This is a genomic window from Streptomyces sp. NPDC059851 (assembly GCF_042732005.1).
Lineage (GTDB): Bacteria > Actinomycetota > Actinomycetes > Streptomycetales > Streptomycetaceae > Streptomyces.
This window is the reverse complement of record NZ_JBHWJJ010000032.1, coordinates 46,109-71,114: the sequence shown is the minus strand read 5'-3', so window position 1 is coordinate 71,114 and position 25,006 is coordinate 46,109. Positions and strand designations below refer to the sequence as shown.

The 25,006-nt window shown below is 71.7% G+C and carries 24 protein-coding genes; 19 read left to right on the top strand and 5 right to left on the bottom strand.

The genetic code is table 11. The annotated features are described in order from the left end of the window. Window positions 1-228: 228 nt before the first annotated feature. The gene (locus tag ACFV7Q_RS14370) at window positions 229-432 is read right to left on the bottom strand and encodes a cold-shock protein (protein ID WP_360624020.1); all 204 of its coding nucleotides are present in this window, start codon (window positions 430-432) and stop codon (window positions 229-231) included. A gap of 236 nt (window positions 433-668) precedes the next feature. On the opposite strand from ACFV7Q_RS14370, the gene ACFV7Q_RS14365 reads away from it, so the two are divergent. From ACFV7Q_RS14365 to ACFV7Q_RS14350, 4 genes are all read left to right on the top strand, one after another. Further along, on the top strand, window positions 669-1,520 hold the full coding sequence (locus ACFV7Q_RS14365) for a menaquinone biosynthetic enzyme MqnA/MqnD family protein (RefSeq protein WP_385428209.1): 852 nt from the start codon (window positions 669-671) through the stop codon (window positions 1,518-1,520). 333 nt (window positions 1,521-1,853) lie between these two features. After that, a complete protein-coding gene (locus ACFV7Q_RS14360) occupies window positions 1,854-3,647 on the top strand; it encodes a serine/threonine-protein kinase (protein ID WP_385428206.1) in 1,794 nt (597 codons plus the stop codon). A 74-nt stretch (window positions 3,648-3,721) separates the two neighbouring features. Further along, the gene (gene mqnC / locus ACFV7Q_RS14355) at window positions 3,722-4,921 is read left to right on the top strand and encodes a cyclic dehypoxanthinyl futalosine synthase (protein ID WP_385428203.1); all 1,200 of its coding nucleotides are present in this window, start codon (window positions 3,722-3,724) and stop codon (window positions 4,919-4,921) included. Between the two features lie 7 nt (window positions 4,922-4,928). Then, window positions 4,929-5,585, top strand: a complete 657-nt coding sequence (locus tag ACFV7Q_RS14350) for a hypothetical protein (RefSeq protein ID WP_385428201.1) — start codon at window positions 4,929-4,931, stop codon at window positions 5,583-5,585. On the opposite strand, the gene ACFV7Q_RS14345 is transcribed toward ACFV7Q_RS14350, so the two are convergent. Further along, window positions 5,551-5,907: a response regulator transcription factor gene (locus tag ACFV7Q_RS14345; RefSeq protein ID WP_385428198.1), complete on the bottom strand. Its 357-nt coding sequence runs from the start codon at window positions 5,905-5,907 to the stop codon at window positions 5,551-5,553. The two genes, ACFV7Q_RS14350 and ACFV7Q_RS14345, sit on opposite strands and share 35 nt — an antisense overlap. Window positions 5,908-5,970: 63 nt before the next feature. Further along, a complete protein-coding gene (locus ACFV7Q_RS14340) occupies window positions 5,971-6,942 on the bottom strand; it encodes a DUF3152 domain-containing protein (protein WP_385428196.1) in 972 nt (323 codons plus the stop codon). Window positions 6,943-7,270: 328 nt separating this feature from the next. Between ACFV7Q_RS14340 and ACFV7Q_RS14335 the strand changes: the two genes are divergently transcribed. Then, a complete protein-coding gene (locus ACFV7Q_RS14335) occupies window positions 7,271-7,963 on the top strand; it encodes a demethylmenaquinone methyltransferase (protein WP_385428194.1) in 693 nt (230 codons plus the stop codon). A gap of 33 nt (window positions 7,964-7,996) precedes the next feature. Further along, on the top strand, window positions 7,997-8,908 hold the full coding sequence (locus ACFV7Q_RS14330; RefSeq protein ID WP_385428230.1) for a glutaminase: 912 nt from the start codon (window positions 7,997-7,999) through the stop codon (window positions 8,906-8,908). 12 nt (window positions 8,909-8,920) lie between these two features. Here ACFV7Q_RS14330 and ACFV7Q_RS14325 read toward each other — a convergent pair whose 3' ends face one another. After that, window positions 8,921-9,469: a GNAT family N-acetyltransferase gene (locus ACFV7Q_RS14325; protein WP_385428191.1), complete on the bottom strand. Its 549-nt coding sequence runs from the start codon at window positions 9,467-9,469 to the stop codon at window positions 8,921-8,923. Window positions 9,470-9,566: 97 nt separating this feature from the next. Here ACFV7Q_RS14325 and ACFV7Q_RS14320 point away from each other — a divergent pair, with 97 nt between their 5' ends. Next, window positions 9,567-10,850, top strand: coding sequence for a geranylgeranyl reductase family protein (locus ACFV7Q_RS14320; RefSeq protein WP_385428188.1), 1,284 nt, complete (start codon window positions 9,567-9,569; stop codon window positions 10,848-10,850). A gap of 114 nt (window positions 10,851-10,964) precedes the next feature. Continuing rightward, complete coding sequence (locus ACFV7Q_RS14315; protein WP_385428185.1) at window positions 10,965-11,876, top strand: hypothetical protein; 912 nt, start codon at window positions 10,965-10,967, stop codon at window positions 11,874-11,876. A gap of 621 nt (window positions 11,877-12,497) precedes the next feature. On the opposite strand, the gene ACFV7Q_RS14310 is transcribed toward ACFV7Q_RS14315, so the two are convergent. Next, window positions 12,498-13,319: a C40 family peptidase gene (locus ACFV7Q_RS14310; protein ID WP_385428182.1), complete on the bottom strand. Its 822-nt coding sequence runs from the start codon at window positions 13,317-13,319 to the stop codon at window positions 12,498-12,500. Window positions 13,320-14,260: 941 nt separating this feature from the next. Here ACFV7Q_RS14310 and ACFV7Q_RS14305 point away from each other — a divergent pair. From ACFV7Q_RS14305 to nuoK, 11 genes are read left to right on the top strand one after another with little or no spacing between them, the layout of a single operon-like run. Then, window positions 14,261-14,620: an NADH-quinone oxidoreductase subunit A gene (locus tag ACFV7Q_RS14305; RefSeq protein ID WP_385428179.1), complete on the top strand. Its 360-nt coding sequence runs from the start codon at window positions 14,261-14,263 to the stop codon at window positions 14,618-14,620. Between the two features lie 14 nt (window positions 14,621-14,634). Beyond that, window positions 14,635-15,189 (top strand): NuoB/complex I 20 kDa subunit family protein, encoded by a 555-nt coding sequence (locus ACFV7Q_RS14300; RefSeq protein WP_385428176.1) that lies wholly within the window; start codon window positions 14,635-14,637, stop codon window positions 15,187-15,189. Further along, window positions 15,186-15,932 (top strand): NADH-quinone oxidoreductase subunit C, encoded by a 747-nt coding sequence (locus tag ACFV7Q_RS14295; RefSeq protein WP_385428174.1) that lies wholly within the window; start codon window positions 15,186-15,188, stop codon window positions 15,930-15,932. The genes ACFV7Q_RS14300 and ACFV7Q_RS14295 overlap by 4 nt, the downstream gene beginning before the upstream one ends. Then, complete coding sequence (locus ACFV7Q_RS14290; protein ID WP_385428171.1) at window positions 15,932-17,314, top strand: NADH-quinone oxidoreductase subunit D; 1,383 nt, start codon at window positions 15,932-15,934, stop codon at window positions 17,312-17,314. The genes ACFV7Q_RS14295 and ACFV7Q_RS14290 overlap by 1 nt, the downstream gene beginning before the upstream one ends. Next, window positions 17,311-18,069 (top strand): NADH-quinone oxidoreductase subunit NuoE, encoded by a 759-nt coding sequence (gene nuoE / locus ACFV7Q_RS14285; protein WP_385428168.1) that lies wholly within the window; start codon window positions 17,311-17,313, stop codon window positions 18,067-18,069. The genes ACFV7Q_RS14290 and nuoE overlap by 4 nt, the downstream gene beginning before the upstream one ends. After that, window positions 18,069-19,418 carry an NADH-quinone oxidoreductase subunit NuoF gene (nuoF, locus tag ACFV7Q_RS14280; protein ID WP_385428165.1) on the top strand — a complete coding sequence of 450 codons (1,350 nt, stop codon included), beginning with the start codon at window positions 18,069-18,071 and terminating at the stop codon, window positions 19,416-19,418. Before nuoE ends, nuoF begins: the two co-directional genes overlap by 1 nt. Next, window positions 19,415-21,922, top strand: coding sequence for an NADH-quinone oxidoreductase subunit G (locus ACFV7Q_RS14275; RefSeq protein WP_385428163.1), 2,508 nt, complete (start codon window positions 19,415-19,417; stop codon window positions 21,920-21,922). The genes nuoF and ACFV7Q_RS14275 overlap by 4 nt, the downstream gene beginning before the upstream one ends. Beyond that, window positions 21,919-23,289, top strand: coding sequence for an NADH-quinone oxidoreductase subunit NuoH (nuoH, locus tag ACFV7Q_RS14270; protein ID WP_385428160.1), 1,371 nt, complete (start codon window positions 21,919-21,921; stop codon window positions 23,287-23,289). Before ACFV7Q_RS14275 ends, nuoH begins: the two co-directional genes overlap by 4 nt. Next, entirely contained in the window at window positions 23,282-23,890 is a 609-nt protein-coding gene (nuoI, locus tag ACFV7Q_RS14265; protein ID WP_385428157.1) for an NADH-quinone oxidoreductase subunit NuoI, read from the top strand. The genes nuoH and nuoI overlap by 8 nt, the downstream gene beginning before the upstream one ends. Then, entirely contained in the window at window positions 23,887-24,702 is an 816-nt protein-coding gene (locus tag ACFV7Q_RS14260) for an NADH-quinone oxidoreductase subunit J (protein ID WP_385428154.1), read from the top strand. The genes nuoI and ACFV7Q_RS14260 overlap by 4 nt, the downstream gene beginning before the upstream one ends. Further along, window positions 24,699-24,998: an NADH-quinone oxidoreductase subunit NuoK gene (gene nuoK / locus ACFV7Q_RS14255; RefSeq protein WP_385428151.1), complete on the top strand. Its 300-nt coding sequence runs from the start codon at window positions 24,699-24,701 to the stop codon at window positions 24,996-24,998. The genes ACFV7Q_RS14260 and nuoK overlap by 4 nt, the downstream gene beginning before the upstream one ends. Window positions 24,999-25,006 lie beyond the last annotated feature (8 nt).

Here is a 25,006-nt window from a genome sequence, read left to right as displayed (position 1 = left end):
GGGGGTCCCCCCCTCCTCCCCTAACCCCCCCCCCCACACGCGCGGCCCCCCCCGGTCCCGGGGGGCGCCCCGGCCGTTTCACACGTCCCGCCCCGGAGGGAAAAGGCGCCCGGAGGGAAAGGCAGGAGCCCCGCGTCCTCCGTCCGTGTGCGGACGGGGGAGGCAGGGCTCCTTGGGTACTGCTCTCTCAGGTACTGCGATCCAACCGGTTGGGGTTGGCCGTAGCGATTAGGCTACGGTGACGTTCTCCGCCTGCGGGCCCTTCGGGCCCTGCGTGACGTCGAAGTTCACGGTCTGGTTCTCCTCGAGGGAGCGGAAGCCAGAAGCGTTGATCGCGGAGTAGTGGACGAAGACATCCGGGCCGCCGCCGTCCTGGGCGATGAAGCCGAAGCCCTTTTCAGCGTTGAACCACTTGACGGTTCCGGTAGCCATGAGCCCTCCTATGGGCCAAAGGGTCGCCCTGCTCCAGAACCTGCTAAGAAGTCTGAAAACTACTAAAGCCCGCGGGTCACATCTCCGCAGGCTTCGTACTGCAAGGGAAACCAAACTGCAACTTGCGTCGAGCCTAGCACGCACCATGCGGCCGAGACCAGAGGGAAAGATCACGTCACCCGGACGTTTGAGACCCGCTCGAAGGCTGACGCGGGGCCGCCAGCTAGTCTCGCGATGTGGACGTCTATCGCAGCCGGCCCCGGGTCGGCCACATTCAGTTCCTGAACTGCCTTCCCCTCTACTGGGGGCTGGCCAGAACCGGCACCCTGCTGGACCTGGAGCTGACCAAGGACACCCCGGAGAAGCTCAGCGAGCAGCTCGTCCAGGGCGGTCTCGACATCGCCCCGATCACCCTCGTGGAGTTCCTCCGCAATGCCGATCAGCTCGTCGCCTTCCCCGATCTCGCGGTCGGCTGCGACGGCCCGGTCATGTCCTGCGTGATCGTCTCCCAGGTGCCGCTCGACCGGCTGGACGGCGCCCGCGTCGCCCTCGGCTCGACGTCCCGCACCTCCGTACGCCTCGCCCAGCTGCTGCTCGCCGAGCAGTACGGAGTCCGGCCCGACTACTTCAGCTGCCCGCCCGACCTGGGGCTGATGATGCAGGAAGCCGACGCGGCCGTGCTGATCGGCGATGCCGCGCTGCGCGCCTCGCTGCACGACGCCCCCCGGCTCGGCCTCGACGTCCACGACCTGGGGCTGATGTGGAAGGAATGGACCGGGCTGCCGTTCGTGTTCGCCGTATGGGCCACCCGGAAGGACTACCTCGACCGTGAGCCGGTCGTGGTCCGGCAGGTGCACGAGGCGTTCCTCGAATCCCGGGACATCTCCCTGGAGGAGGTCACCAAGGTGGCCGAGCAGGCGGCTCGTTGGGAGGCCTTCGACGCCGAACTGCTGGAGCGGTACTTCACCACCCTCGACTTCCGGTTCGGGCCGGAACAGCTGGCCGGCGTAAGGGAATTCGCGCGCCGCACGGGTCACTCGACCGGCTATCCGGCGGATGTCGCCGTGGAGCTGCTGAAGCTGTCCTGAAGGTCCGCGGGGCATTCGGGTGCGGCCCGTGTTCCGTTTCTTGATCGGTTTATGGTGGCGGTCCGGCTTCCGAGCCGGCCGACCAGCGGAATTCCCACTCTTTTCCTATTGTCATCGACGCTGTTCTCCTTCCGTCGCCGTGAATTCATCCGTCCGGTCATCCGGCCACGGTGCCGGCGATTTCCCGCCCCGTCGGGGCGGCCCGGACCAGCCGGCCCGGGAACGGATGCTCGCCGGGTTCGAGCCCGCGGAACGGCCCCGCCATCCTCCTGGCGCCCCTAAGGTGGATCACGAGGTGGATCACGCCGTCGGGACCACGGGGGAGGGGACGGGATGCAGCCACTGGAGGTCGGCGAGCCGCGGAGCATCGGCGCGTACCGGCTGCTGGGCCGGCTCGGCGCGGGGGGCATGGGCCGGGTCTACCTCGGTCGCAGCGCGGGCGGCCGGACGGTCGCCGTCAAGATCGTGCACCCGCACTTCGCCTCCGACCCCGAGTTCCGTGCCCGGTTCCGCCGCGAGGTCGAGGCCGCCCGGCGGGTCGGCGGCGAGTGGACCGCGCCCGTCCTGGACGCCGACCCCGAGGCGCCGGTGCCGTGGGTGGCCACCGGATACGTGGCGGGCCCCTCGCTGGGCGGGGCCGTGGCCGGGCACGGGCCGCTGCCGCCGGCCGCCGTACGGGCGGTCGGCGAGGGGCTGGCCCGCGCCCTGGTGGCGGTGCACGGGCTGGGCCTCGTCCACCGCGACGTGAAGCCGTCGAACGTCATGCTGACCCTCGACGGGCCCCGCCTGATCGACTTCGGGATCGCCCGTGCCACGGACGGCACCGCCTCCCTCACCTCCACCGGCGTCTCCGTCGGCTCGCCCGGCTACATGTCGCCCGAGCAGATCCTCGGCAAGGGCGTCACCGGCGCCGCCGACGTGTTCTCCCTCGGCGCGGTGCTGGCCTTCGCCGCGACCGGGCGGCCGCCGTTCACCGGCGACAACTCGGCGACCCTCCTCTACAAGGTGGTCCACGAGCCGCCGGACCTCGACGCACTCCCGCCCGGCGGGCTGCGCGACCTGGTCGCGGCCTGCCTGGCCAAGGCTCCCGACGCCCGGCCGGCCCCGCAGGCCGTGGCGGAGGCGTTCGACGGGGCCCTGCGCGTCCCCGGCTGGCTCCCCGCGCCCGTGATGGAGGACGCCAGCCGCGCCGCGGTGGCGCTGCTCGACCTGGAAGCCGGTGAAGCGGAGCCGGAGAGCGCCTCCGGGCCGGTCCCGTTCACCACCCCCTCCTACGGGGACCGGGCCGCGGCCAGCGGGGCGGGCCCCGGCGTCGGCGGCGTCTTCGGCGCACCGGACCCCTCGTACGGCGGCTCGTACGGCGGCCCGGCCGGGACCGGGGCCGCCGCCACGGCGGGGCCGTACGGCGCGCCGACGGAAACCGCCGGCAGCGGCGCCGGCAGCCCGGGCAGCGGAACCGGGGGGCCCGGGAGCAGCGGGGTTCCGCAGCCGCGCACCGCCCCGGACGACGGCGGTAGCGGTGGTGGGCGCAAGCTCACCGTCACCGCCGCCGGGCGCCGGTTCAGCTGCACGGTGGTGGTCGCGGCCGCCGCGGTGGCGGTCGCGCTGTCCGGCGGGCTGTTCCAGCTGGGCCTGGTGCCGGGGGTGGGGGGCGGGCGGAACCACGCCGCCGAGCCGCCGTCCGCCGCGTCGACGCCCTCCGGCCGGGCCGGGACGAGCCCCGCCCCGACGCCCCCGGACGGCTCCGCGCCGCCCAAGGGCAGCCGGAACGACGTTCCCCCGGAGCTGGTCGGCACCTGGAAGGGGACCGTGACCACGGCCCGGATGGGGGTTCCGAGCGAGTTCCAGATCACGATCAAGGCCGGCAAGGTCGGCGAGGTCGTCGGCCGCGACAAGTCGGTCCTGCCCTTCTTCGGCACCGACTGCTCCGGCGACTGGAAGCTCGTCTCGGCCACCGACCGCTCCCTGGTCCTGGACACTTCCGGCGGCCCCAACCCCGCCCCCGGAGTCTGCTCCAACGGCTCCTCCGACGAGCGTTTCACCCTCAACGCGAACGGCACGCTGCACTACCGCTCCGGCGACGCCGCGGCCGGAAACCCAGAGGGAGACCTGACCCGCAGCCGGTGAGATCGGCCACCGGGCCCTGGCGTAGGCTGGATCGGTCCGGATCTCTTGACACACCGCCGAAGGGTGACGCACCGGTGACCGACCAGGCCGCTCTCCAGTCTGTCCTCGACCGTGCCGCCGCGGGGGGCCGGATCACCAAGGAGGAGGCGCTCGACCTCTACCGGCACGCCCCGCTGCACGCCCTCGGCCAGGCCGCCGACGCGGTGCGCCGCCGCCGCTACGCCGGCACCGAGCACATCGCGACGTACATCATCGAGCGCAACATCAACTACACCAACGTGTGCGTCACGGCCTGCAAGTTCTGCGCGTTCTACGCAGCCCCCAAGGACACCGGGAAGGGCTGGTCCCGCGACCTCGACGACATCCTGCGCCGCTGCGCGGAGACGGTCGAGCTGGGCGGCACCCAGATCATGTTCCAGGGCGGCCACCACCCGGACTACGGCGTGGAGTACTACGAGGAGCACTTCTCCGCCATCAAGAAGGCGTTCCCGCAGCTGGTCATCCACTCCCTCGGCGCGTCCGAGGTCGAGCACATGGCCCGCATCTCCGGCGTCTCCGCCGAAGAGGCGATCAAGCGGATCCACGCGGCCGGCCTCGACTCCTTCGCGGGCGCCGGTGCCGAACTGCTGCCGGAGCGGCCGCGCAAGGCGATCGCCCCGCTGAAGGAGTCCGGCGAGCGGTGGCTGGAGATCATGGAGCTCGCCCACGGGCTGGGCGTGGAGTCCACCTCGACCATGCTCATGGGCACCGGCGAGACCAACGCCGAGCGCATCGAGCACATCGCGATGATCCGGGACACGCAGGACCGCACGGGCGGCTTCCGCGCCTTCATCCCGTACACGTACCAGCCCGAGAACAACCGCCTCAAGGGCCGGACCCAGGCGACGGTCTTCGAGTACCTGCGCATGATCGCGATCGCGCGCCTCTTCCTCGACAACGTCGCCCACATCCAGGGCTCCTGGCTGACCGTCGGCAAGGAGGCGGGCCAGCTCTCCCTGCACTACGGCGCTGACGACCTCGGCTCGGTCATGCTGGAGGAGAACGTCGTCTCCTCGGCCGGCGCCAAGCACCGCTCCAACCGCCAGGAGATCATCGACCTCATCCGCAAGGCGGGCCGTACCCCGGCGCAGCGTTCGACGACGTACGAGCACCTGGCCGTGCACGACGACCCGGCGGACGACCCGGTCGACGACCGCGTGGTCTCGCACATCTCCTCCACCGCCCTGGAGGGCGGCACGGCTCACCCCGAGCTGAAGCTCATCCCGGCCGAGTGATCCGGCCTTGCTGACGCTGCACGCCGCCGGGCTCCTCGTCGCCGGGCGCGGGGCCGGGCCCCTGCCCGGCGGGGCCGTCCTGGTCGAGGGCGACCGGATCGCGGGCGTCGGCCCGTACGAGGAGCTCGCAGCGGCCCGGCCGCACGCGCGGACCCGGCGCTGGCCCGGGGTGTTGACCCCGGGGCTGCTGGTGGACGGGGCGCAGGAGCTGCTGGAGGGCGCGTACTACCCGGACGACCCGTACGAGACGGCCGAGCTCGGCACCGGGCCGGTGACCGGGGCGGAGGCGCTGGCCGCGCTGCAGCTGACCGATGCCCGCCGCGGCAACAGCGCCCGGCGGGCGACGCAGCGGCTGCTGGCCCGCGGTGTGGTGGCGGTGGCGGGACGGCTGACGGTCCCGGCGGTGCGCACGGCCGTGGCCCGGTCGGGGCTGGAGCTGCTGCCGCCGGCGGCGGGGGGCGCCTCGGCTTCCGGGGCTGCGTCGCTGGACCCGTTCGCGGGGCGGGAGCGTGTCGAGGAGGCCTTCCACGGGGTGCTCCAGGAGGGGGCTCCGGCCCGGTTCGCGGTGTTCGCGGCGGCGGATCTGCCGGAGCTGGCGGTGGTGGGCGCGACGAGCTGTGTGGCCACCGTCATCGGTGGGCGGCTGCTGCACCGCCGGCGCTGAGACCGCCGGTGCTGCGGCCGGCGGCGCCACGGCCTGCGGTGCCGAGGCGGCCGTCCTCGCGGGCCAGGGCGGCCAGGAGGCAGGCCTGGAGGCGGCTGATCCCGCCGAGCTTGGTCCGTATGTTCTGGACGTGGAACTTGACCGTGCTGACGGACAGTTGGAGTTCGCCGGCGAGTTCCGCGTTGGAGGCCCCGGTGGCCAGGCACAGGAACACGGCGGATTCCTGTTCGGTGAGCCGTACCGCGTGCCGCAGCGCCTCCTTCTTCTGCGCCGGCTTGTAGGCCGGGAACCAGGCAGGGACGCTGAAGCTGACGACGCGCACGGTTTCCACTCCTCGCCCCCGGCCGTCATGGCCCGGACGGTCGATTCACCAACTCTCCCCGCTCTAAGGGACGGGTGGACCGGACAGGTAGGTTCCCTTTTGGTCGTACGGCCAGGCATTGGCCACGCAGCCGAGGAGCCCCTTGATCTGCTGCATCATCGCGGGGGCGGGCTTGCCGGGGCCGGGGCAGGTCTCGTGCCCGCGGCCTATCTCGTGGCCGACCTCGTGGTTGACGATGAGCGCCCGGTACTCCTCGACGGGGCCCTTGAACTGCGGTGATCCCTCCTGCCAGCGCTTGAGGTTGACGACGACGTCGTGTCCCGCGCGGCAGTTGGTCTCGCCGACGAGCTCGGGGGTGACCACCTCGCACAGCTTGTCGGTGGTGGTGGGGGTGGCGATCTTCACGGTGAAGTCCACGGGGCTGCCGGCGCCGACGAGTTGGAAGCCGTACGTCGGGTCGGCTATCCAGCCGCGGGGGTCGCCGAGGATGGTCTCGACGGTCTGGGCGGCGGTGTTCGGGTCGACGCCGCTGCCCTGCTCGACCTCGACGCGCCAGCGCCGCGCGGTCCCCTTGCCCTGCGGCTGACCGGACCGGGTGGACGCCGTGAACACGCCCGTCCCGGCGGCCGGGACGGGGGCCTTGGAGCTCGGGGACTGCTTCGGGGAGGGGGAGGCGGAGGGGGCGGAGGGCTTGCCGGGGACGGGAGAGCCGTGGGCGCCGCCGGCCGACCGCGAGGCCCGTCCGGCTTCCTCGGAGGGGCGCGGGGCGGCGGTCCGGCGGTCCGCGACGGTTTGCGTCTCCTGCTCGGGCCAGGCCGTCCAGAGGGCGGCGACGGCGGCGACGGCGGTGGCCGATGCGAGGAGGGTGCGGCGCAGCCGCCGGCGCCGCTCCGCCCGTCGGCGGGCGCGCGGTCCGCGGGGCGCGTCGGCCGCGGCGGCGGGGGCCGCGGTGGTGCGGCGCGCGGTGCCGCGGCCGGTGGTGGTGCGGCTCGCGGACCGGCTCGTGGAGCGACCGGTGGAACGACCTGCCGGCATGGTGAAGCCCTTTGCTCGGGGCGGCCCCCTCAAGATCCGGCCACCGGACGGTCCGGAGCCGGCGGGTGGTGACCGTCACCGGGCCGCGCCCGCACAGTTAACCCCTTCAGCCGCGTGGCGCATAACTGTCCTCGGGGCCAGTTCGGTTGGGGCCGCTCGCGACAACGAATCGGAATGGATCATTCCGCCGATGGGGTCCCGGGACGGCGGGGCCGGTCCCCCGGGTGGGCCGGGCGGAGCCGCCGCCCCGCCGCCCCGCCGGGCCTGAGAGGATGGGCCCGTACGCACACGGACCGGAACCAACCACGCACCTGAGGGGCCCACGCCAGTGACCCGCGCTTCCCTGGACAAGCAGCCGCACGAAGTCGCCTCCATGTTCGACGGTGTGGCGGCGAACTACGACCTCACCAACGACGTGCTCTCCCTCGGCCAGGCCCGCCTGTGGCGCAAAGAAGTCGCCAAGGCCGTCGGCGCCCGCCCCGGGCACAAGGTGCTGGACCTGGCCGCCGGGACCGCGACCTCCTCGCTGCCGTTCGCCGCGACCGGTGCGTACGTGGTGCCCTGCGACTTCTCCCTCGGCATGCTCCGTGAGGGCAAGAGGCGCCACTCCTGGCTCCCGCTGACCGCCGGCGACGCGACGCGGCTGCCCTTCAAGGACGACGTCTTCGACACCGTGACGATCTCCTTCGGGCTGCGCAACGTCCAGGACACCGACGCCGCGCTGCGCGAGCTGCACCGGGTCACCAAGCCCGGCGGCAAGGTCGTCATCTGCGAGTTCTCCCAGCCCGTCTGGGGGCCGTTCCGCACGGTCTACACGGAGTACCTGATGCGCGCCCTGCCCCCGGTGGCCCGCGCCGTGTCCTCCAACCCCGACGCCTACGTGTACCTCGCCGAGTCGATCCGCGAGTGGCCGGAGCAGCCCGAGCTGGCGGCGCTGCTGCAGCGGGCCGGCTGGTCAGAGGTCGCCTGGCGCAACCTCAGCGGCGGCATCGTCGCCCTGCACCGCGGCGTCAAGGCCTAGCCGGAGGTGGCGGCGGCGGTGGACACCGGGGCCCTGGACTACGCGGAGCTGCTGGAGCGGATCGCGGCCGACGTGAAGCACCTGGTGGGCAGCGGAACCCCCGCCGAGTACATCCCCGCCCTGGCGGAGGTGGACCCGGCGCAGTTCGGCATGGCCGTGGCGGACCTCGACGGGAACGTCGTCGGGGTGGGGGACTGGCGGACGCCGTTCTCCGCCCAGTCCATCACCAAGGTCTTCGCGCTCGCCCTGGCGCTGGCCGAGGGCGGCGACAGCCTGTGGGAGCGGGTGGGACGGGAGCCCTCCGGCAACCCGTTCAACTCCCTCGTGCAGTTGGAGTACGAGAACGGCATCCCGCGCAACCCGTTCATCAACGCGGGCGCCCTCGTCGTCACCGACCGGCTCCAGACCCTGACCGGCGACGCGAGCAGCAGCATGCTGGAGTTCCTGCGCCGGGAGAGCGGCAACCCGGACATCGGCTTCGACGCCGAGGTCGCCGCCTCCGAGCACGAGCACGGCGACCGCAACGCCGCCCTCGCCCACTTCATGGCCTCGTACGGGAACATCGCCAACCCCGTGCCCGCCCTGCTCGACCACTACTTCTGGCAGTGCTCCATCGAGATGAGCTGCGCCGACCTGGCCCGTGCCGCGCGCTTCCTGGCGCGGCACGGGCTGCGGGCGGACGGCACCCGGCTGCTGACCCGCAGCGAGGCCAAGCAGATCAACGCGGTGATGATGACCTGCGGGACGTACGACGCGGCGGGCGACTTCGCCTACCGCGTCGGGCTGCCCGGCAAGAGCGGGGTGGGCGGCGGCATCGTCGCCGTCGTCCCGGGCCGCTGCACGCTCGCCGTGTGGAGCCCCGGCCTGGACAGCCGGGGCAACTCGGTGGCGGGCGTGGCCGCCCTCGACCGCTTCACGACCCTGACCGGCCTGTCCGTCTTCTGACGTCCGCGCCGGTCAGAGGGCGAGGGCGTACCGGCGGCCGGTGCGGGTGCCGCCGGGGAGGGCGAAGACCTCCTCCAGGGTCATGCCGAGTCGCTCGGCGACCGCCACCGAGCGGGCGTTGGCGTCGTCGATCATCGCCACGACCCGGGGCACCCCGGCGGCACGGACCCGCTCCAGGGTGGTCAGCGCGGCGGCGTACGCGTACCCCTTGCCCCAGGCGTGCCGGGCCAGCCGCCAGCCGATCTCTATCTCGCCGACCGGCCCCCAGGCCTTCTCCGCCGGCCAGGGCTGGGCGCCCGTGAAGCCGAGGACTTCGCCGTCCTCGTCCAGGAGCGTCCACAGGCAGTAGCCGAGCTGCGCGTCGTGCATCCGCTGCCGGGCGGTGAACTCCTCGTACGCGGACAGCTCGGCCGGCCCGCCGAGGAACTCCATCACGTCCGGGTCGGCGAAGACCCCGTGCCAGGTGTGCGCGTCCTCGTCGGTCGGCACGCGCAGCCGGACGGCGGGGAGCGGCCGGGAAGGCGAGGTCGGCGAGGTCAGCGAGGTCGGCGAGCTTGTCATCAGGTAACCCTTCGGATTCGCGATCTCTCTCGCTGCATAGACTGCACACGTCCCGTGCCCATGGGCACCCCTTATCGAGCCTTCGGGAGACCCCGCAGTGACCGAGCCCCTCTCCGAACACTCCGCGGATGTGATCGTCGTCGGGGCCGGGCCCGCCGGCGCGACCACCGCCTACTACCTCGCCAAGGCCGGACTGGACGTCCTGCTGTTGGAGAAGACGGCGTTCCCGCGCGAGAAGGTCTGCGGTGACGGTCTGACCCCGCGCGCCACGAAGCAGCTGGTCGCGATGGGCATCGACATCTCCGAAGAGGCAGGCTGGCTGCGCAACAAGGGCCTGCGGATCATCGGCGGCGGTCAGCGGCTCCAGCTGGACTGGCCGGAACTCGCCTCCTTCCCGGACTACGGGCTCGTCCGCAAGCGCGACGACTTCGACGAGATCCTGGCCCGCCAGGCCCAGAAGGCCGGCGCCCGCCTGCACGAGCGCTGCAACGTCGGCGAGCCGATCCGCGACCCGCGCACCGGGCACATCACGGGCGTGCACGCCAAGCTGGGCGAGGAGAAGACGCCGGTCACCTTCCACGCGCCGCTCGTGGTCGCCGCCGACGGCAACTCCTCCCGGCTGTCCCTGGCGATGGGCCTGCACCGGCGCGAGGACCGCCCGATGGGCGTGGCCGTCCGCACGTACTTCACCTCGCCCCGGCACGACGACGACTACCTGGAGTCCTGGCTGGAGCTGTGGGACCGGCGCGGCCCCCAGGACCGGCTGCTGCCCGGCTACGGCTGGATCTTCGGCATGGGCGACGGCACGTCCAACGTCGGCCTCGGCATCCTCAACTCCTCCTCCGCCTTCCGCGAGCTGGACTGGCGCGAGGTCCTCAAGGCGTGGTGCGCGTCCATGCCCGAGGACTGGGGCTACACCCCCGAGAACATGACGCAGCCGATCCGCGGTGCGGCCCTGCCGATGGCGTTCAACCGGCAGCCGCACTACACCAAGGGCCTGCTGCTGGTCGGCGACGCGGGCGGGCTCGTCAACCCGTTCAACGGCGAGGGCATCGCGTACGCCATGGAGTCGGGCCGGATCGCGGCCGACGTCATCGTGCAGGCGAACGCCCGGACGACGCGGCAGCAGCGGGAGCTGGCGCTGCACAACTACCCGAAGGTGCTCAAGGAGACCTACGGCGGCTACTACTCGCTGGGTCGGGCCTTCGTGAAGCTGATCGGCAACCCGAAGGTGATGAAGGTCGCGACGCAGCGCGGCCTGACCCACCCGGTGCTGATGCGGTTCACGCTGAAGATGCTGGCCAACCTCACCGACCCGGCGGGCGGCGACGCGATGGACCGCATCATCAACGGCCTTTCGAAGGTGGCCCCCCGGGCCTGAAAACGGACGCTCGCGTTCAACAGGCTTGCCGGGCGCGCCGGTTGCCCTCCTGCACGTGACCTTGGCAGACTCGCCGGAGTCGATCATCTGGGGGGATCCACAGTGAAGTTCCGCATGCCCGCACGCACCCGGCGCGCGGCGGCCCGGACGGCCCCCGCGCTGACGGCTCTGGCGCTGCCGCTCACGGCGGGCCTCGCCGGCGCGGGGGCGGCCCAGGCGGCACCCGTGCCGACGGGCTCGTTCAACTGGCTCGGGGACATGGGCAACGGGGAGAGCGACGGGGGCCGCTGGTACGACAGCAACAGCGGCGACACCTTCGACGCCACCGCCTCCGCCGACCACCGCACGCTCCGGATCGCGGTCAACCGCCCGGGCGACAACTGGACGCTCGACTTCGCGGCGCCGGCCGGGCAGACGCTCGCGGTGGGCAGCTACGCCGACGCGGTCCGGGTCCCGGAGATGCCCGGCGTGGCGCTGGACCGGCCCGCCCTCTTCGTGAACGGCTACCACGGCGGCTGCGCCGCGCTCACCGGCTCCTTCACCATCCAGGAGCTGGTCTTCGGCGCGGACGGCCGCACGGTGGAGAAGTTCAAGGCCTCGTACGCGCAGGACTGTGACGACCGCTCGGAGCTCACCGGCAGCATCAGCCTCAGCGGCGGCCAGGCGCCGCCGAAGCCGGTTGCCCTGGGCATTTCCGTCGCCTCCGCGGGCAAGCTGACGAAGGACGGCAAGGCGACCCTGAACGGGACGGTGACCTGCACCAAGCCGGTGAAGGTGAACGTGACCGGCTCGGCGAGGCAGGAGCAGCCGCAGACCGTCCTCGGCTTCATCCGCGCGGAGGTGGACTGCGTGCCCGGCAAGAAGGTGCCGTGGAAGAGCGAGGTGTTCGTCCACATGCCCGAGGTGGGCACGCCGCTGCTCAAGGGACGGACGACGGTGCAGGCGACCGCGGGCGCGAACGACCCTGACACGGGCGCGTACGTCATCTCGGACACCAGGCACCTGTACGTCACGCTCAAGCGGTGACGGCCCGCACGGCCGTCCGGGCCGTGTGAGGGAGCCCGCCGCCGTCAGCGGGTCCCGTCGTCGGAGGCGGCCCGGGCGGGCCGTGCCGGGTTCTCCCCGGCGCGGCCCGCTTCGTCGTCGTACGGGCCTCCGGCGGGCGCCTGAGCGGGGCTGGAGGGCTCCGGGGGCGGCGTACCGGCTCAGAGGGACGGCGGGGACGCAGCGGGCCGTCAGCACGGCCCCCGGGCCCGCACCGTCAGGGCCGCGGCCCCAGGAGGGTGAGGTACGAGCGGATGTCCGGGTCCGTCCCAGGGGCGGGCGGTGTTGAGCAGACAGCCGCCGCCGGCTAGGGGGAAGAGCCCGGCGGCGGCCGGGAGGGCGGTGGCGTCGGCCGGACCGTCGTCGCCGCCGGGGCGGCCGTAGGCACTATTGGGGCGGCCGTCCGCGCTGCCGCCGTGGTCCTCGTACGGCTCCGACGGCCGCGGTGCGTTCACGCCCCCACGGGGATGGTGGGCGCTGCGTCGGAGCGGGCCGTGCCCCGGGCGGTGCGGGCCGCCGTGCGGGCGCACGGCGGAGGGCCGGTACTCCGCCCCCGAGCGGGGGAGTACCGGCCCTCGGGCCGTACGGGGTGCCTTGAGGGGCTCAGAGGACGCGGACGGCGCCCGTCGGCCGGTCGTAGCTCAGGTTGCGCTCGACGATGCCGGTGCTGGGGTTCTGCGCGCCGACGAACTTGCCGCCGCCGACGTAGATCGCGACGTGGTAGGCGCTGCCCTTGGAGCCCCAGTACAGGATGTCGCCCGGCTGCAGGGCGCTCAGGGAGACCGAGGTGCCGTACGAGGACTGCGACTGCGAGGTGCGCGGCAGGGAGATGCCGGCCTGGCGGTACGCGGCCTGGACCAGGCCGGAGCAGTCGTACGCGGAGGGGCCGGTGGCGCCCATGACGTAGGCCTTGCCGACCTGCGCGCGGGCGAAGTTGATGATGGCGGCCGCGGAGCCGGTCGACGGCGCGGTGACGGTCCCGACACCCTGTCCCGCGGAAGAGGACGCGGCGGAGGCCGTCTTCAGCGCGGAGCGCTCGGCGTTGCGGGTGGCGCGCTCGGCCTCTGCCTTGCGGTCCGCCTCCTGCTTCGCCTTCTTCTCGGCGGCTTCCTTGGCCTGCTTCGCCTCGGTGGCGGCGCCGCTACGGGCGCTCTCCTCCTCGGCCTGGAGCTCGCCTTCGACGGCGGCCGCGCGGGTGTTCTCCGCGGCGGTGGTGACGGCGGAGGAGACCTCGGAGGCCAGGTCCACGTTGAGGACCGGCATTTCGAGGGTCTCGGTCACGGGCTCGGCGGCGGGGGACGCGCTCGCCGTGCCGGCCATCGCCAGGGTGCTGAGAACGCCACCGGCAACTCCGGCGCGTACCGCGAGCTTCGAGGCGCTGCGACGGGGCTTCCGGTGGCTGGGTATGTGAGCGGTGTGGGACATGAGGACAACCGCTATCAGGGGGGTGCGGTCCGCTTCAAGAAACGTGGTCTGCGCCACAGTTGTGCGAGAAGTGCGGCAACCGGGCGTGGCGCGACTTTTATTGACGCCGTAACGGGCGAATCGGACACCCCCTCACAAGGCTGTGATCATGGGGTTTCCGCAATAAGTCCTATTTGGTCCCGCGCCTACCATCCCCGCGGGCAGTTGGCCAAGGCCCGTTTCGGAGGGGTCGGTTCAGAGTGGCGCAGGTCACAGGAGAGTCTCGTCGCGGGGCCCTCGTGGCCGGTCCGTGATCGTGTCGTGAGCGAGTCGCGTCCGAAGCGCCCCGCGGGGCGGTCGCGGGAGTGACCGGGAAACCGTCGGAGGGTGGCTGGGAGATCGACCGCGGGATCGCCGGGAGATCGTCGGCGGGTCGGCCGGGAGATCGTCGGCGAGACGGTCGGGGCGGCCGGCTGCGCGTCGGGAAGATCGTCGGCGGGTCGGCCCGACAGCCCCTTCAGGGGGCGGTGGGGATCGTGAACGGATGCACGTGTCCACTTGCGTCCCCGCGACTCCCCCGACCGGGCGACGCTGATCGCTTTACCATGGACATCGGAATTAAGCCAAATTTGCCTGCGCCCCTCATCGTTTGATAGGGCGCGACCCGTTCTACCTGCGGTAACAGGTGGGGATGTCACGTTTGGTGATCAAGTGGATGCCTTGCGTATGAAGATCACTACTCATTGGACTTCATGATCGTTCGCCGGGTGGTGGAGATCACAAACTCGGTGTTGTCACCCGTGTCGCAGATCACAGATCGACGGGCATAGGATGCGCACCAGCCCGGCTTGTGAACTGCCTCACATGCAAGCGCGCGATCAGAAGCGTGATCTTCGCGGGGCGGGGCAGTGGCACCGGCGCAGCGGTCCAACGGTCAAGGACGACTGGAAGGAGCGAGGAGCGTGAATGCCTACACGCCCATCCTCGTGCTCGGCGCCCTAGGCGCAGGGTTTGCGATCTTCTCCGTGGTCATGGCCACGCTGATCGGCCCGAAGCGGTACAACCGGGCGAAGCTCGAAGCGTACGAGTGCGGTATCGAGCCGACCCCCACGCCGGCCGGCGGTGGCCGCTTCCCCATCAAGTACTACCTGACGGCGATGCTCTTCATCGTCTTCGACATCGAGGTTGTCTTCCTCTACCCCTGGGCCGTCACCTTCGACGCCCTGGGGCTCTTCGGGCTCGTCGAGATGCTGCTCTTCGTGCTCACCGTCTTCGTCGCCTACGCCTACGTCTGGCGCCGCGGCGGCCTGGAATGGGACTGAGGGACTGAATTCCCATGGGACTGGAAGAAAAGCTGCCGAGCGGCTTCCTGCTGACCACCGTCGAACAGGCCGCGGGCTGGGTGCGCAAGGCGTCCGTCTTCCCGGCCACCTTCGGCCTGGCCTGCTGCGCCATCGAGATGATGACCACTGGTGCGGGCCGGTACGACCTGGCCCGCTTCGGCATGGAGGTCTTCCGCGGCTCCCCGCGCCAGGCTGACCTCATGATCGTGGCCGGCCGGGTCAGTCAGAAGATGGCGCCGGTGCTGCGGCAGGTGTACGACCAGATGCCCGCTCCCAAATGGGTCATCTCCATGGGGGTTTGTGCATCTTCGGGCGGAATGTTCAACAACTACGCGATCGTCCAGGGCGTCGACCACATCGTCCCGGTGGACATCTACCTGCCCGGTTGCCCGCCCCGCCCCGAGATGCTGGTGGACGCGATCCTCAAGCTCCACCACAAGATCCAGACCTCCAAGCTCGGGGTGAACCGGGAAGAGGCGGCCCGCGAGGCCGAGGCCGCGGCCCTCAAGGCGCTCCCCACCATCGAGATGAAGGGGCTGCTCCGGTGAGCGAGACCACCCCAGACCACGGCAACGGGAACGGCAGCGGCAACGGGAACAACGTTCCCGCCCCGCGGGAGTCCGCGACCGGCCCCGAGGTGATCGGCGTCCGCAAGGGCATGTTCGGCGCCCGGGGCGGCGGGGACACCAGCGGCTACGGCGGCCTCGTCCGCACCGTCGCCCTGCCCGGCCCGAGCAGCCGCCCGTACGGCTCCTACTTCGACGAGGTGGCCGACGAGCTCGAAGGGGCCCTGGAGGAACAGGACCTGCTCCCCGCCAACGCCATCGAGAAGACGGTCGTCGACCGCGGCGAGCTCACCTTCCACGTCGCCCGCGAGCACCTCGTACGGGTGGCGTCCACCCTCCGCGACGACCCCGCCCTGCGCTTCGAACTGTGCACCGGCGTCAGCGGCGTCCACTACCCCGAGGACCGGGGCCGCGAGCTGCACGCCGTCTACCACCTGCGCTCGATCACCCACGGCCGGACCGTGCGCCTGGAGGTGTCCGCCCCGGACGGCGACCCTCACGTCCCCTCGCTCGTCCCCGTCTACCCGACCAACGACTGGCACGAGCGCGAGACGTACGACTTCTTCGGCCTGGTCTTCGACGGGCACCCGGCCCTCACCCGGATCATGATGCCGGACGACTGGCAGGGCTTCCCGCAGCGCAAGGACTACCCGCTCGGCGGCATTCCCGTCGAGTACAAGGGCGCCCAGATCCCGGCTCCCGACCAGCGGAGGTCGTACAGCTGATGTCCCACACCTCGAACCACGCCCACCCGTCGCCCGGCCACCGCTCCTCGACGAGTCCTTCCGGGACGCCGCTCTCCGTCGCCCGCGAGACCACCGAGGGCACCGTCTACACGGTCACCGGCGGCGACTGGGACGAGATCGTCCAGTCCGCGGCCAAGGCGGACGACGAGCGCATCGTCGTCAACATGGGTCCTCAGCACCCTTCCACCCACGGAGTGCTCCGCCTCATCCTGGAGATTGACGGCGAGACGGTCACCGAGGCCCGCTGCGGCATCGGCTACCTCCACACCGGCATCGAGAAGAACCTCGAATTCCGGAACTGGACGCAGGGCACCACCTTCGTCACGCGCATGGACTACCTCACGCCGTTCTTCAACGAGACGGCGTACTGCCTCGGCGTCGAGAAGCTGCTCGGCATCACCGACCAGGTCCCCGACCGCGCCACCGTCCTGCGCGTCCTGCTGATGGAGCTCAACCGGCTCTCCTCCCACCTGGTGTGCATCGCCACCGGCGGCATGGAACTCGGCGCCACCACGATCATGATCTACGGCTTCCGGGACCGCGAGCTGATCCTCGACATCTACGAGCTGATCACCGGCCTGCGCATGAACCACGCGTTCATCCGCCCCGGCGGCCTCGCCCAGGACCTGCCCCCCGGCGCCGTGGACCAGCTGCGCGACTTCCTCAAGACCATGAAGAGGAACCTGCCCGAGTACGACAAGCTGGCCACCGGCAACCCCATCTTCAAGGCCCGCATGCAGGACGTCGGCTACCTCGACCTCACCGGCTGCATGGCCCTCGGCGCCACCGGCCCCATCCTGCGCTCCGCCGGCCTGCCGCACGACCTGCGCAAGGCGGACCCGTACTGCGGCTACGAGACCTACGAGTTCGACGTGCCGACCACCGACACCTGCGACTCGTACGGGCGGTTCCTGATCCGCCTGGAGGAGATGCGCCAGTCCCTGCGGATCGTCGAGCAGTGCCTGGACCGGCTGGAGCCCGGCCCCGTCATGGTCGCCGACAAGAAGATCGCCTGGCCGGCGCAGCTCGCGATGGGCCCCGACGGGCTCGGCAACTCGCTCGACCACATCAAGAACATCATGGGCACCTCCATGGAGGCCCTCATCCACCACTTCAAGCTGGTGACCGAAGGCTTCCGGGTGCCGGCCGGGCAGGCCTACGCGGCCGTCGAGTCCCCCAAGGGCGAACTCGGCGTCCACGTCGTCTCCGACGGCGGCACCCGCCCCTACCGGGTCCACTTCCGCGACCCGTCCTTCACCAACCTGCAGGCCATGGCCGCGATGTGCGAGGGCGGCCAGGTCGCCGACGTCATCGTCGCCGTCGCCTCCATCGACCCCGTGATGGGAGGCGTCGACCGATGACAGCCAATCCCGCCCGTCGAGAGGTGAGCCTGGGCATGCCCCGGCTGCCCGCCCCCGACTATCCGGCGGAGGTCCGCGCGCGGCTGGCGGCCGACGCCGCGGACGTCATCGCCCGCTACCCCGACAGCCGCTCCGCCCTCCTGCCGCTGCTGCACCTCACCCAGTCCGAGGAGGGCCACGTCTCGCCCACCGGCATCCGGTTCTGCGCCGAGACGCTCGGTCTGACCACCGCCGAGGTCACCGCCGTCGCCACCTTCTACACGATGTACCGGCGCCGGCCCTCCGGCGACTACCAGGTCGGCGTCTGCACCAACACGCTGTGCGCCGTCATGGGCGGCGACGCCATCTTCGAGGAGCTCAAGGACCACCTCGGGATCGGCAACAACGAGACCACCGACGACGGCAAGGTCACCCTCGAACACATCGAGTGCAACGCCGCCTGCGACTACGCCCCCGTCGTGATGGTCAACTGGGAGTTCTTCGACAACCAGACCCCCGAGTCCGCCAAGGCCCTCGTCGACGACCTCCGCGCCGGCCGCCCCGTCGAACCGACCCGGGGCGCGCCCCTGTGCACGTACAAGGAGACCGCCCGGATCCTGGCCGGCTTCCCCGACGAACGGCCCGGCGCCGTCGAGGCGAGCGGCGGCGCCGGCCCCGCCTCCTTGATCGGGCTGCGCATCGCGCGAGGCGAGGCTCCGCACCACGGCAAGGTCGTGCACCCGCGCGGCGAGGCGGCCGGCGAGGAGGGGGAGTGATGACGGTGACCACTGCGATGCACGAGAACGGCACCAGTCCGGAGAAGCTGCTGGCCCCCGTGCTGTCGGCGTTCTGGGACGAACCGCAGTCGTGGACGCTGGAGACCTACCGGCGCCACGAGGGCTACGAGGGCCTGCGCAAGGCCCTCACCATGACCCCGGACGAGGTCATCGCGTACGTGAAGGACTCCGGTCTGCGCGGACGCGGCGGCGCGGGCTTCCCCACGGGGATGAAATGGCAGTTCATCCCGCAGGGCGACGGAAAGCCGCACTACCTCGTCGTGAACGCGGACGAGTCGGAGCCGGGAACCTGCAAGGACATCCCCCTTCTCTTCGCCAACCCGCACTCCCTCATCGAGGGAATGGTCATCGCCTGCTACGCGATCCGGTCGGAACACGCCTTCATCTACCTGCGCGGTGAGGTCGTGCCGGTCCTGCGGCGCCTGCACGGGGCGGTGCGCGAGGCGTACGAGGCCGGCTACCTCGGGGACGACGTCCTCGGGAGCGGGATGAAGCTCGACATCACGGTGCACGCGGGAGCGGGCGCGTACATCTGCGGCGAGGAGACGGCCCTCCTCGACTCCCTCGAAGGCCGGCGCGGTCAGCCCCGGCTGCGTCCCCCCTTCCCTGCCGTCGAGGGGCTCTACGCGTGCCCCACTGTCGTCAACAACGTCGAGTCCATCGCGTCGGTTCCCGCGATCCTGGGCAAGGGCAAGGACTGGTTCAAGGCGATGGGGACCGAGAAGTCCCCCGGCTTCACCCTGTACTCGCTCTCCGGGCACGTCGCCGCTCCCGGCCAGTACGAGGCCCCGCTCGGCATCACCCTGCGCCAGCTCCTCGACATGAGCGGCGGGATGCGCGCCGGCCACCGGCTGAAGTTCTGGACCCCGGGCGGCTCCTCCACCCCCATGTTCACCGCCGAGCACCTGGACGTGCCCCTCGACTACGAGGGCGTCGGCGCGGCCGGGTCGATGCTCGGCACCAAGGCGCTGCAGTGCTTCGACGAGACGACCTGCGTGGTGCGCGCGGTGACCCGGTGGACCGAGTTCTACGCGCACGAGTCCTGCGGCAAGTGCACCCCGTGCCGCGAGGGCACGTACTGGCTGGTCCAGCTGCTCCGCGACATCGAGGCCGGCAAGGGCGTCCTGTCCGACCTCGACAAGCTGAACGACATCGCCGACAACATCAACGGCAAGTCATTCTGCGCGCTCGGTGACGGCGCCGCCAGCCCGATCTTCTCCTCGCTGAAGTACTTCCGCGAGGAGTACGAGCAGCACATCACGGGCAAGGGCTGCCCCTTCGACCCCAGGAAGTCGACCCTCTGGGCCGACAGGGAGGTGAACGCATGACCGTCGCCACGAACGCCCCCAGCGGTGGCGGAGCGGCCGCGGTGCCGCCGGAGGACACGGTTTCCCTCACCATCGACGGAGTCGAACTGTCGGTGCCCAAGGGAACCCTGGTCATCCGGGCCGCCGAGCAGATCGGCATCGAGATCCCCCGGTTCTGCGACCACCCCCTCCTCGACCCGGTCGGCGCCTGCCGGCAGTGCATCGTCGAGGTCGAGGGCCAGCGCAAGCCGATGGCCTCCTGCACCATCACCTGCACCGACGGCATGGTCGTCCGGACGCAGCTCAGTTCCCCCGTCGCCGAGAAGGCCCAGCGCGGGGTGATGGAACTGCTGCTCATCAACCACCCGCTGGACTGCCCGGTCTGCGACAAGGGCGGCGAGTGCCCGCTGCAGAACCAGGCGATGTCCCACGGCAACGCCGACTCCCGCTTCGAGGGGAAGAAGCGCACCTACGAGAAGCCGGTCCCGATCTCCACGCAGGTGCTGCTGGACCGCGAGCGGTGCGTGCTGTGCGCCCGCTGCACCCGCTTCTCCAACCAGGTCGCCGGTGACCCGATGATCGAACTCCTGGAGCGCGGGGCGCTCCAGCAGGTCGGCACCGGCGAGGGCGACCCCTTCGAGTCGTACTTCTCCGGCAACACCATCCAGATCTGCCCGGTCGGCGCCCTCACCTCGGCCGCGTACCGGTTCCGCTCCCGGCCCTTCGACCTCGTCTCCTCCCCGAGCGTGTGCGAGCACTGCGCGGGCGGCTGCGCGACCCGTACCGACCACCGGCGCGGCAAGGTGCTGCGGCGGATGGCCGCCGAGGACCCCGAGGTCAACGAGGAGTGGATCTGCGACAAGGGCCGGTTCGCCTTCCGGTACGCGCAGCGCCCGGACCGGCTGACCACCCCGCTGGTCAGGAGCGCCGCGGGCGTCCTGGAGCCGGCGAGCTGGCCCGAGGCGCTGGAGGCGGCGGCCGTCGGGCTCGCCGCAGCGCGCGGCCGGGCCGGCGTGCTCACCGGCGGGCGGCTCACCGTCGAGGACGCCTACGCGTACGCCAAGTTCGCGCGGGTGGTGCTGGACACCAACGACATCGACTTCCGGGCCCGGGTACACAGCGCGGAGGAGGCCGATTTCCTGGCCTCCGAGGTCGCCGGACACGGGGTGGACCTCTCCGGGCAGGGGCTCTCGTACGCCGGCCTGGAGGCGGCGCCCGCCGTGCTCCTCCTCGGCATCGAGGCGGAGGAGGAGGCCCCCGGCGTCTTCCTGAGGCTCCGCAAGGCCCACCGCAAACGGAAGCAGCGGACCTTCGCCCTCGCCCCGTTCGCCACCCGCGGCCTCGCCAAGGCGGGCGGCACGCTGCTGCCCGCGGCCCCCGGTACCGAGCCGGAGTGGCTCGACGCGCTGGTCTCGCGGACCGGCCTGGAGGAGTCCGGCGAGGCGGCCGCCGCCGCGCTGCGCGAGCCCGGCGCCGTCATCGTCGTCGGGGAGCGCCTGGCCGGGGCGCCCGGCGGGCTGACCGCCGCGGTCCGGGCGGCCGCCGCGACCGGTGCCCGGCTGGTGTGGATCCCCCGCCGGGCCGGCGAGCGGGCCGCGATCGAGGCGGGTGCGCTGCCGGCGTTGCTGCCCGGCGGCCGCCCGGCCACCGACCCGCGGGCCCGCGAGGAGGTCGCGGCCGCCTGGGGCCTGGACGAACTCCCGCACCGCTACGGCCGCGACACCGGCCAGATCGTCGGGGCCGCGGCCCGCCGCGAGCTGACCGCCCTGGTCGTCGCGGGCGTCGAGGTCGCCGACCTGCCCGACCCGGGGCTGGCGCGGACCGCCCTGCAGGAGGCCTTCACGGTCAGCCTCGAACTGCGGCCCGGCGAGGTCACCGAGTACGCGGACGTGGTCTTCCCGGTCGCCGCCGTCGCGGAGAAGGCCGGCACGTTCATCAACTGGGAGGGCCGGGTCCGCCCGTTCGAGGCCGCCCTCAAGCCCGACCAGATGACCCGCCCGCTCGCCCCGGCCGACGCCCGCGTGCTGCACATGCTCGCCGACGCCGCCGACCGGCCGCTCGCCCTGCCCGACGTGCACGCCGTCCGCCGGGAGATCGACCGGCTCGGGCCGTGGACCGGGGAACGGGCCTCGGCGCACCCGGCGCCGGCCGGGCCGACGCCCCGCCCCGGCGCGGGCGAGGCGGTCCTCGCCGGCCACCGGCTGCTCCTCGACCGGGGCCTGCTGCAGGAGGGCGACGAGGCCCTGGCGGGCACCCGGCACGAGGCCGCGGCCCGGCTGTCGGCCGCCACCGCCACCGAGACCGGCGTCAAGGACGGCGACGTCCTCGCGGTGACCGGCCCGTCCGGCACCGTGGAACTCCCGCTGCGGATCACGCAGATGCCCGACCGGGTGGTCTGGCTGCCGCTGAACTCCACCGGCTCGGGCGTGCGCGCCGACACCGGCGCCCTGCCGGGCACCCTCGTACGGATCGGCCCGGCGACCCCGGCCGGCGCAGGCGGCACCACTGCGGAGGTGGGCGCGTGAACGCGGTACAGCTCGCTGCCGAGGACCTGTCCGTGTTCGGCCGGGACCCCTGGTGGCTCATCGTCGTCAAGGCGGTGTTCTGCTTCGCCTTCCTGATGGTGACCGTGCTGTTCTCCATCGTGTGGGAGCGCAAGGTCGTCGCCTGGATGCAGCTGCGCATCGGCCCCAACCGGCACGGCCCCTGGGGCATGCTCCAGTCGCTCGCCGACGGCGTGAAGCTGATGCTCAAGGAAGACGTCATCGTCAAGCGCGCCGACAAGGTCGTCTACGTGCTGGCGCCGATCGTCGCGGCGGTACCCGCGTTCATGGCGATCGCGGTGATCCCCTTCGGTCCCCCAGGCGACGAGGTCTCGATCTTCGGGCAGCGCACCACGATGCAGCTGACCGACCTGCCCATCGCGATGCTGTACGTCCTCGCGGTGGCCTCGGTCGGCATCTACGGCATCGTGCTGGCCGGCTGGTCGTCCGGCTCCACGTACCCGCTGCTCGGGGGCCTGCGCTCCTGCGCCCAGATGATCAGCTACGAGATCGCGATGGGCGCGGCCTTCGCCTCCGTCTTCCTCTACTCCGGGTCGATGTCGACGTCGGCGATCGTGGAGGCGCAGGCGGACCGCTGGTTCATCGTGCTGCTGCCGGTGTCGTTCATCATCTACGTCGTCACGATGGTCGGCGAGACGAACCGCGCCCCGTTCGACATGCCGGAGTCCGAGGGCGACCTCGTCGGCGGCTTCAACACCGAGTACTCGTCGATCAAGTTCGCGATGTTCATGCTGGCGGAGTACGTCAACATGGTCACCGTCTCGGCGGTCTCGGTCACCCTGTTCCTCGGTGGCTGGCGGGCCCCGTACCCGATCAGCAGCTTCTGGGAGGGCGCCAACCACGGCTGGTGGCCGCTGCTGTGGTTCGTCATCAAGGTGCAGCTGCTGCTGTTCTTCTTCATCTGGCTGCGCGGCACCCTGCCCCGCGTCCGCTACGACCAGTTGATGAAGCTCGGCTGGAAGGTCCTCATCCCGGTCTCCGTCCTGTGGCTGATGCTGGTGGCGACCGTCCGGGCGCTGCGCAACGAGGCCTACGACTTCTCGCAGATCGTCCTGTACGTCGGCGGCGCGGTCCTCGTGATCCTGCTGCTGTCCTTCGTCGCCGACGTGCTGCGCGACCGCAAGGAGAAGGCCGAGGACCGGCGGTCGGGCGCGGCCGCCGCGGCCGAGCCCTTCGACCCGCTCGCGGGCGGATTCCCCGTACCCCCCAAGCCCGGCCAGCAGCTGGCACCCGTACCGCGCAGGCGGCCCCGCCAGGGGCGGGAGCTGATCGTCAGTGGCGGGGCGAATTCTGACAGTGACCGAGAGGAGGGTGCTGAGAATGTCTGACGAGAAGTGGCAGAACCCGGTGGCCGGCTTCGGCGTGACCTTCAAGGCCATGTTCAAGAAGCGCCTCACCGAGCAGTACCCGGAGCAGCAGAAGACCACCGCCCCGCGCTTCCACGGACGGCACCAGCTCAACCGGCACCCGGACGGTCTGGAGAAGTGCATCGGGTGCGAGCTGTGCGCCTGGGCCTGCCCCGCGGACGCCATCTACGTGGAGGGCGCGGACAACACCGAGGAGGAGCGCTACTCCCCGGGCGAGCGGTACGGCCGCGTCTACCAGATCAACTACGCCCGCTGCATCCTGTGCGGGCTGTGCATCGAGGCGTGCCCGACGCGGGCGCTGACGATGACGAACGAGTTCGAGCTGGCCGACGCCAGCCGCGAGTCCCTCATCTACACCAAGGAGCAGCTGCTCGCGGGGCTGACCGAGGGCATGGTCGAGGCGCCGCACGCGATGTACCCGGGTACGGACGAGCAGGACTACTACCGCGGTCTGGTCACGGGGGCGGCGCCCGGCACGGAGCGGCAGGTCGCGGTGTCCAAGGGCGAGGTCCCGAAGGAGAAGGCCGCCCACGGCGGCCCGGCCGAGGGGGCGGGGGCGTGAGCGCGCTCGCCGCGGGTGCGGCCTCGGTCACCTCGGCCGGTGAGGCCGTGCAGTTCTGGATCCTCGGCACGGTCGCCGTGATCGGCGCGCTGGCGACGATCCTGATGAAGAAGGCCGTGCACAGTGCGCTGAGCCTGGCCGGGACGATGATCGTCCTGGCGGTGTTCTACCTCGCCAACGGGGCGTACTTCCTGGGCGTGGTCCAGGTCATCGTCTACACCGGCGCGATCATGATGCTCTTCCTCTTCGTGGTCATGCTGGTCGGCGTCACCGCCGCGGACTCGCTGAAGGAGACCATCAAGGGGCAGCGCTGGCTGGCCGTGCTGTGCGGGCTCGGCTTCGGCGTCCTGCTGATCGCCGGTATCGCCAACGCCTCGCTGAACCACTGGAACGGGCTCGGCCGGGTCAACTCGGCCGGGCACGTCGAGGGCCTGGCCGCGCTGATCTTCACCCGGTACGTGTTCGCCTTCGAGATCACCGGCGCGCTGCTGATCACCGCGGCCGTCGGCGCGATGGTGCTCACCCACCGCGAGCGCACCGAACGGGCCGCCACCCAGCGCGAGCTGTCCGAGCGGCGCGTCCGCGAGGGCGTCCAGCTCCCGCCGTTGCCCGCGCCCGGCGTCTACGCCCGGCACAACGCGGTGGACGTCGCGGGCCTGCTGCCGGACGGTACCCCGTCCGAGCTGACGGTCAGCAAGACGCTCCGGGCCCGCGGGCAGGTCCGGGACGTCTCCGACGAGGCCCTGTCGGACCTGAAGGCGCTGGAGCAGCGCGCGGCGGAGCGGCTCGGCCGTGAGGAGGCCCCGAAGTGAACCCGGTCAACTACCTGTACCTCGCGGCCCTGCTGTTCACCATCGGGGCCGCGGGAGTGCTGATCCGCAGGAACGCGGTCGTGCTGTTCATGTGCGTCGAGCTGATGCTCAACGCCTGCAACCTCGCGTTCGTCGCCTTCTCGCGGATGCACGGCAACCTCGACGGCCAGATCATCGCGTTCTTCACTATGGTCGTCGCCGCCGCGGAGGTCGTGGTGGGCCTCGCGATCATCGTGTCGCTCTTCCGCACCCGCCACTCGGCCTCGGTCGACGACGCCAGCCTGATGAAGCTGTAAGGGGCGTA

Coding starts and splice junctions, on each gene's coding strand:
- ACFV7Q_RS14370 (WP_360624020.1), bottom strand. CDS start 432: ATGGCTACCGGAACCGTCAAGTGGTTCAACGCTGAAAAGGGCTTCGGC.
- ACFV7Q_RS14360 (WP_385428206.1), top strand. CDS start 1,854: ATGCAGCCACTGGAGGTCGGCGAGCCGCGGAGCATCGGCGCGTACCGG.
- ACFV7Q_RS14340 (WP_385428196.1), bottom strand. CDS start 6,942: ATGCCGGCAGGTCGTTCCACCGGTCGCTCCACGAGCCGGTCCGCGAGC.
- ACFV7Q_RS14325 (WP_385428191.1), bottom strand. CDS start 9,469: ATGACAAGCTCGCCGACCTCGCTGACCTCGCCGACCTCGCCTTCCCGG.
- ACFV7Q_RS14315 (WP_385428185.1), top strand. CDS start 10,965: ATGCCCGCACGCACCCGGCGCGCGGCGGCCCGGACGGCCCCCGCGCTG.
- ACFV7Q_RS14310 (WP_385428182.1), bottom strand. CDS start 13,319: ATGTCCCACACCGCTCACATACCCAGCCACCGGAAGCCCCGTCGCAGC.
- ACFV7Q_RS14300 (WP_385428176.1), top strand. CDS start 14,635: ATGGGACTGGAAGAAAAGCTGCCGAGCGGCTTCCTGCTGACCACCGTC.
- ACFV7Q_RS14290 (WP_385428171.1), top strand. CDS start 15,932: ATGTCCCACACCTCGAACCACGCCCACCCGTCGCCCGGCCACCGCTCC.
- nuoE (WP_385428168.1), top strand. CDS start 17,311: ATGACAGCCAATCCCGCCCGTCGAGAGGTGAGCCTGGGCATGCCCCGG.
- nuoF (WP_385428165.1), top strand. CDS start 18,069: ATGACGGTGACCACTGCGATGCACGAGAACGGCACCAGTCCGGAGAAG.
- ACFV7Q_RS14275 (WP_385428163.1), top strand. CDS start 19,415: ATGACCGTCGCCACGAACGCCCCCAGCGGTGGCGGAGCGGCCGCGGTG.
- nuoI (WP_385428157.1), top strand. CDS start 23,282: ATGTCTGACGAGAAGTGGCAGAACCCGGTGGCCGGCTTCGGCGTGACC.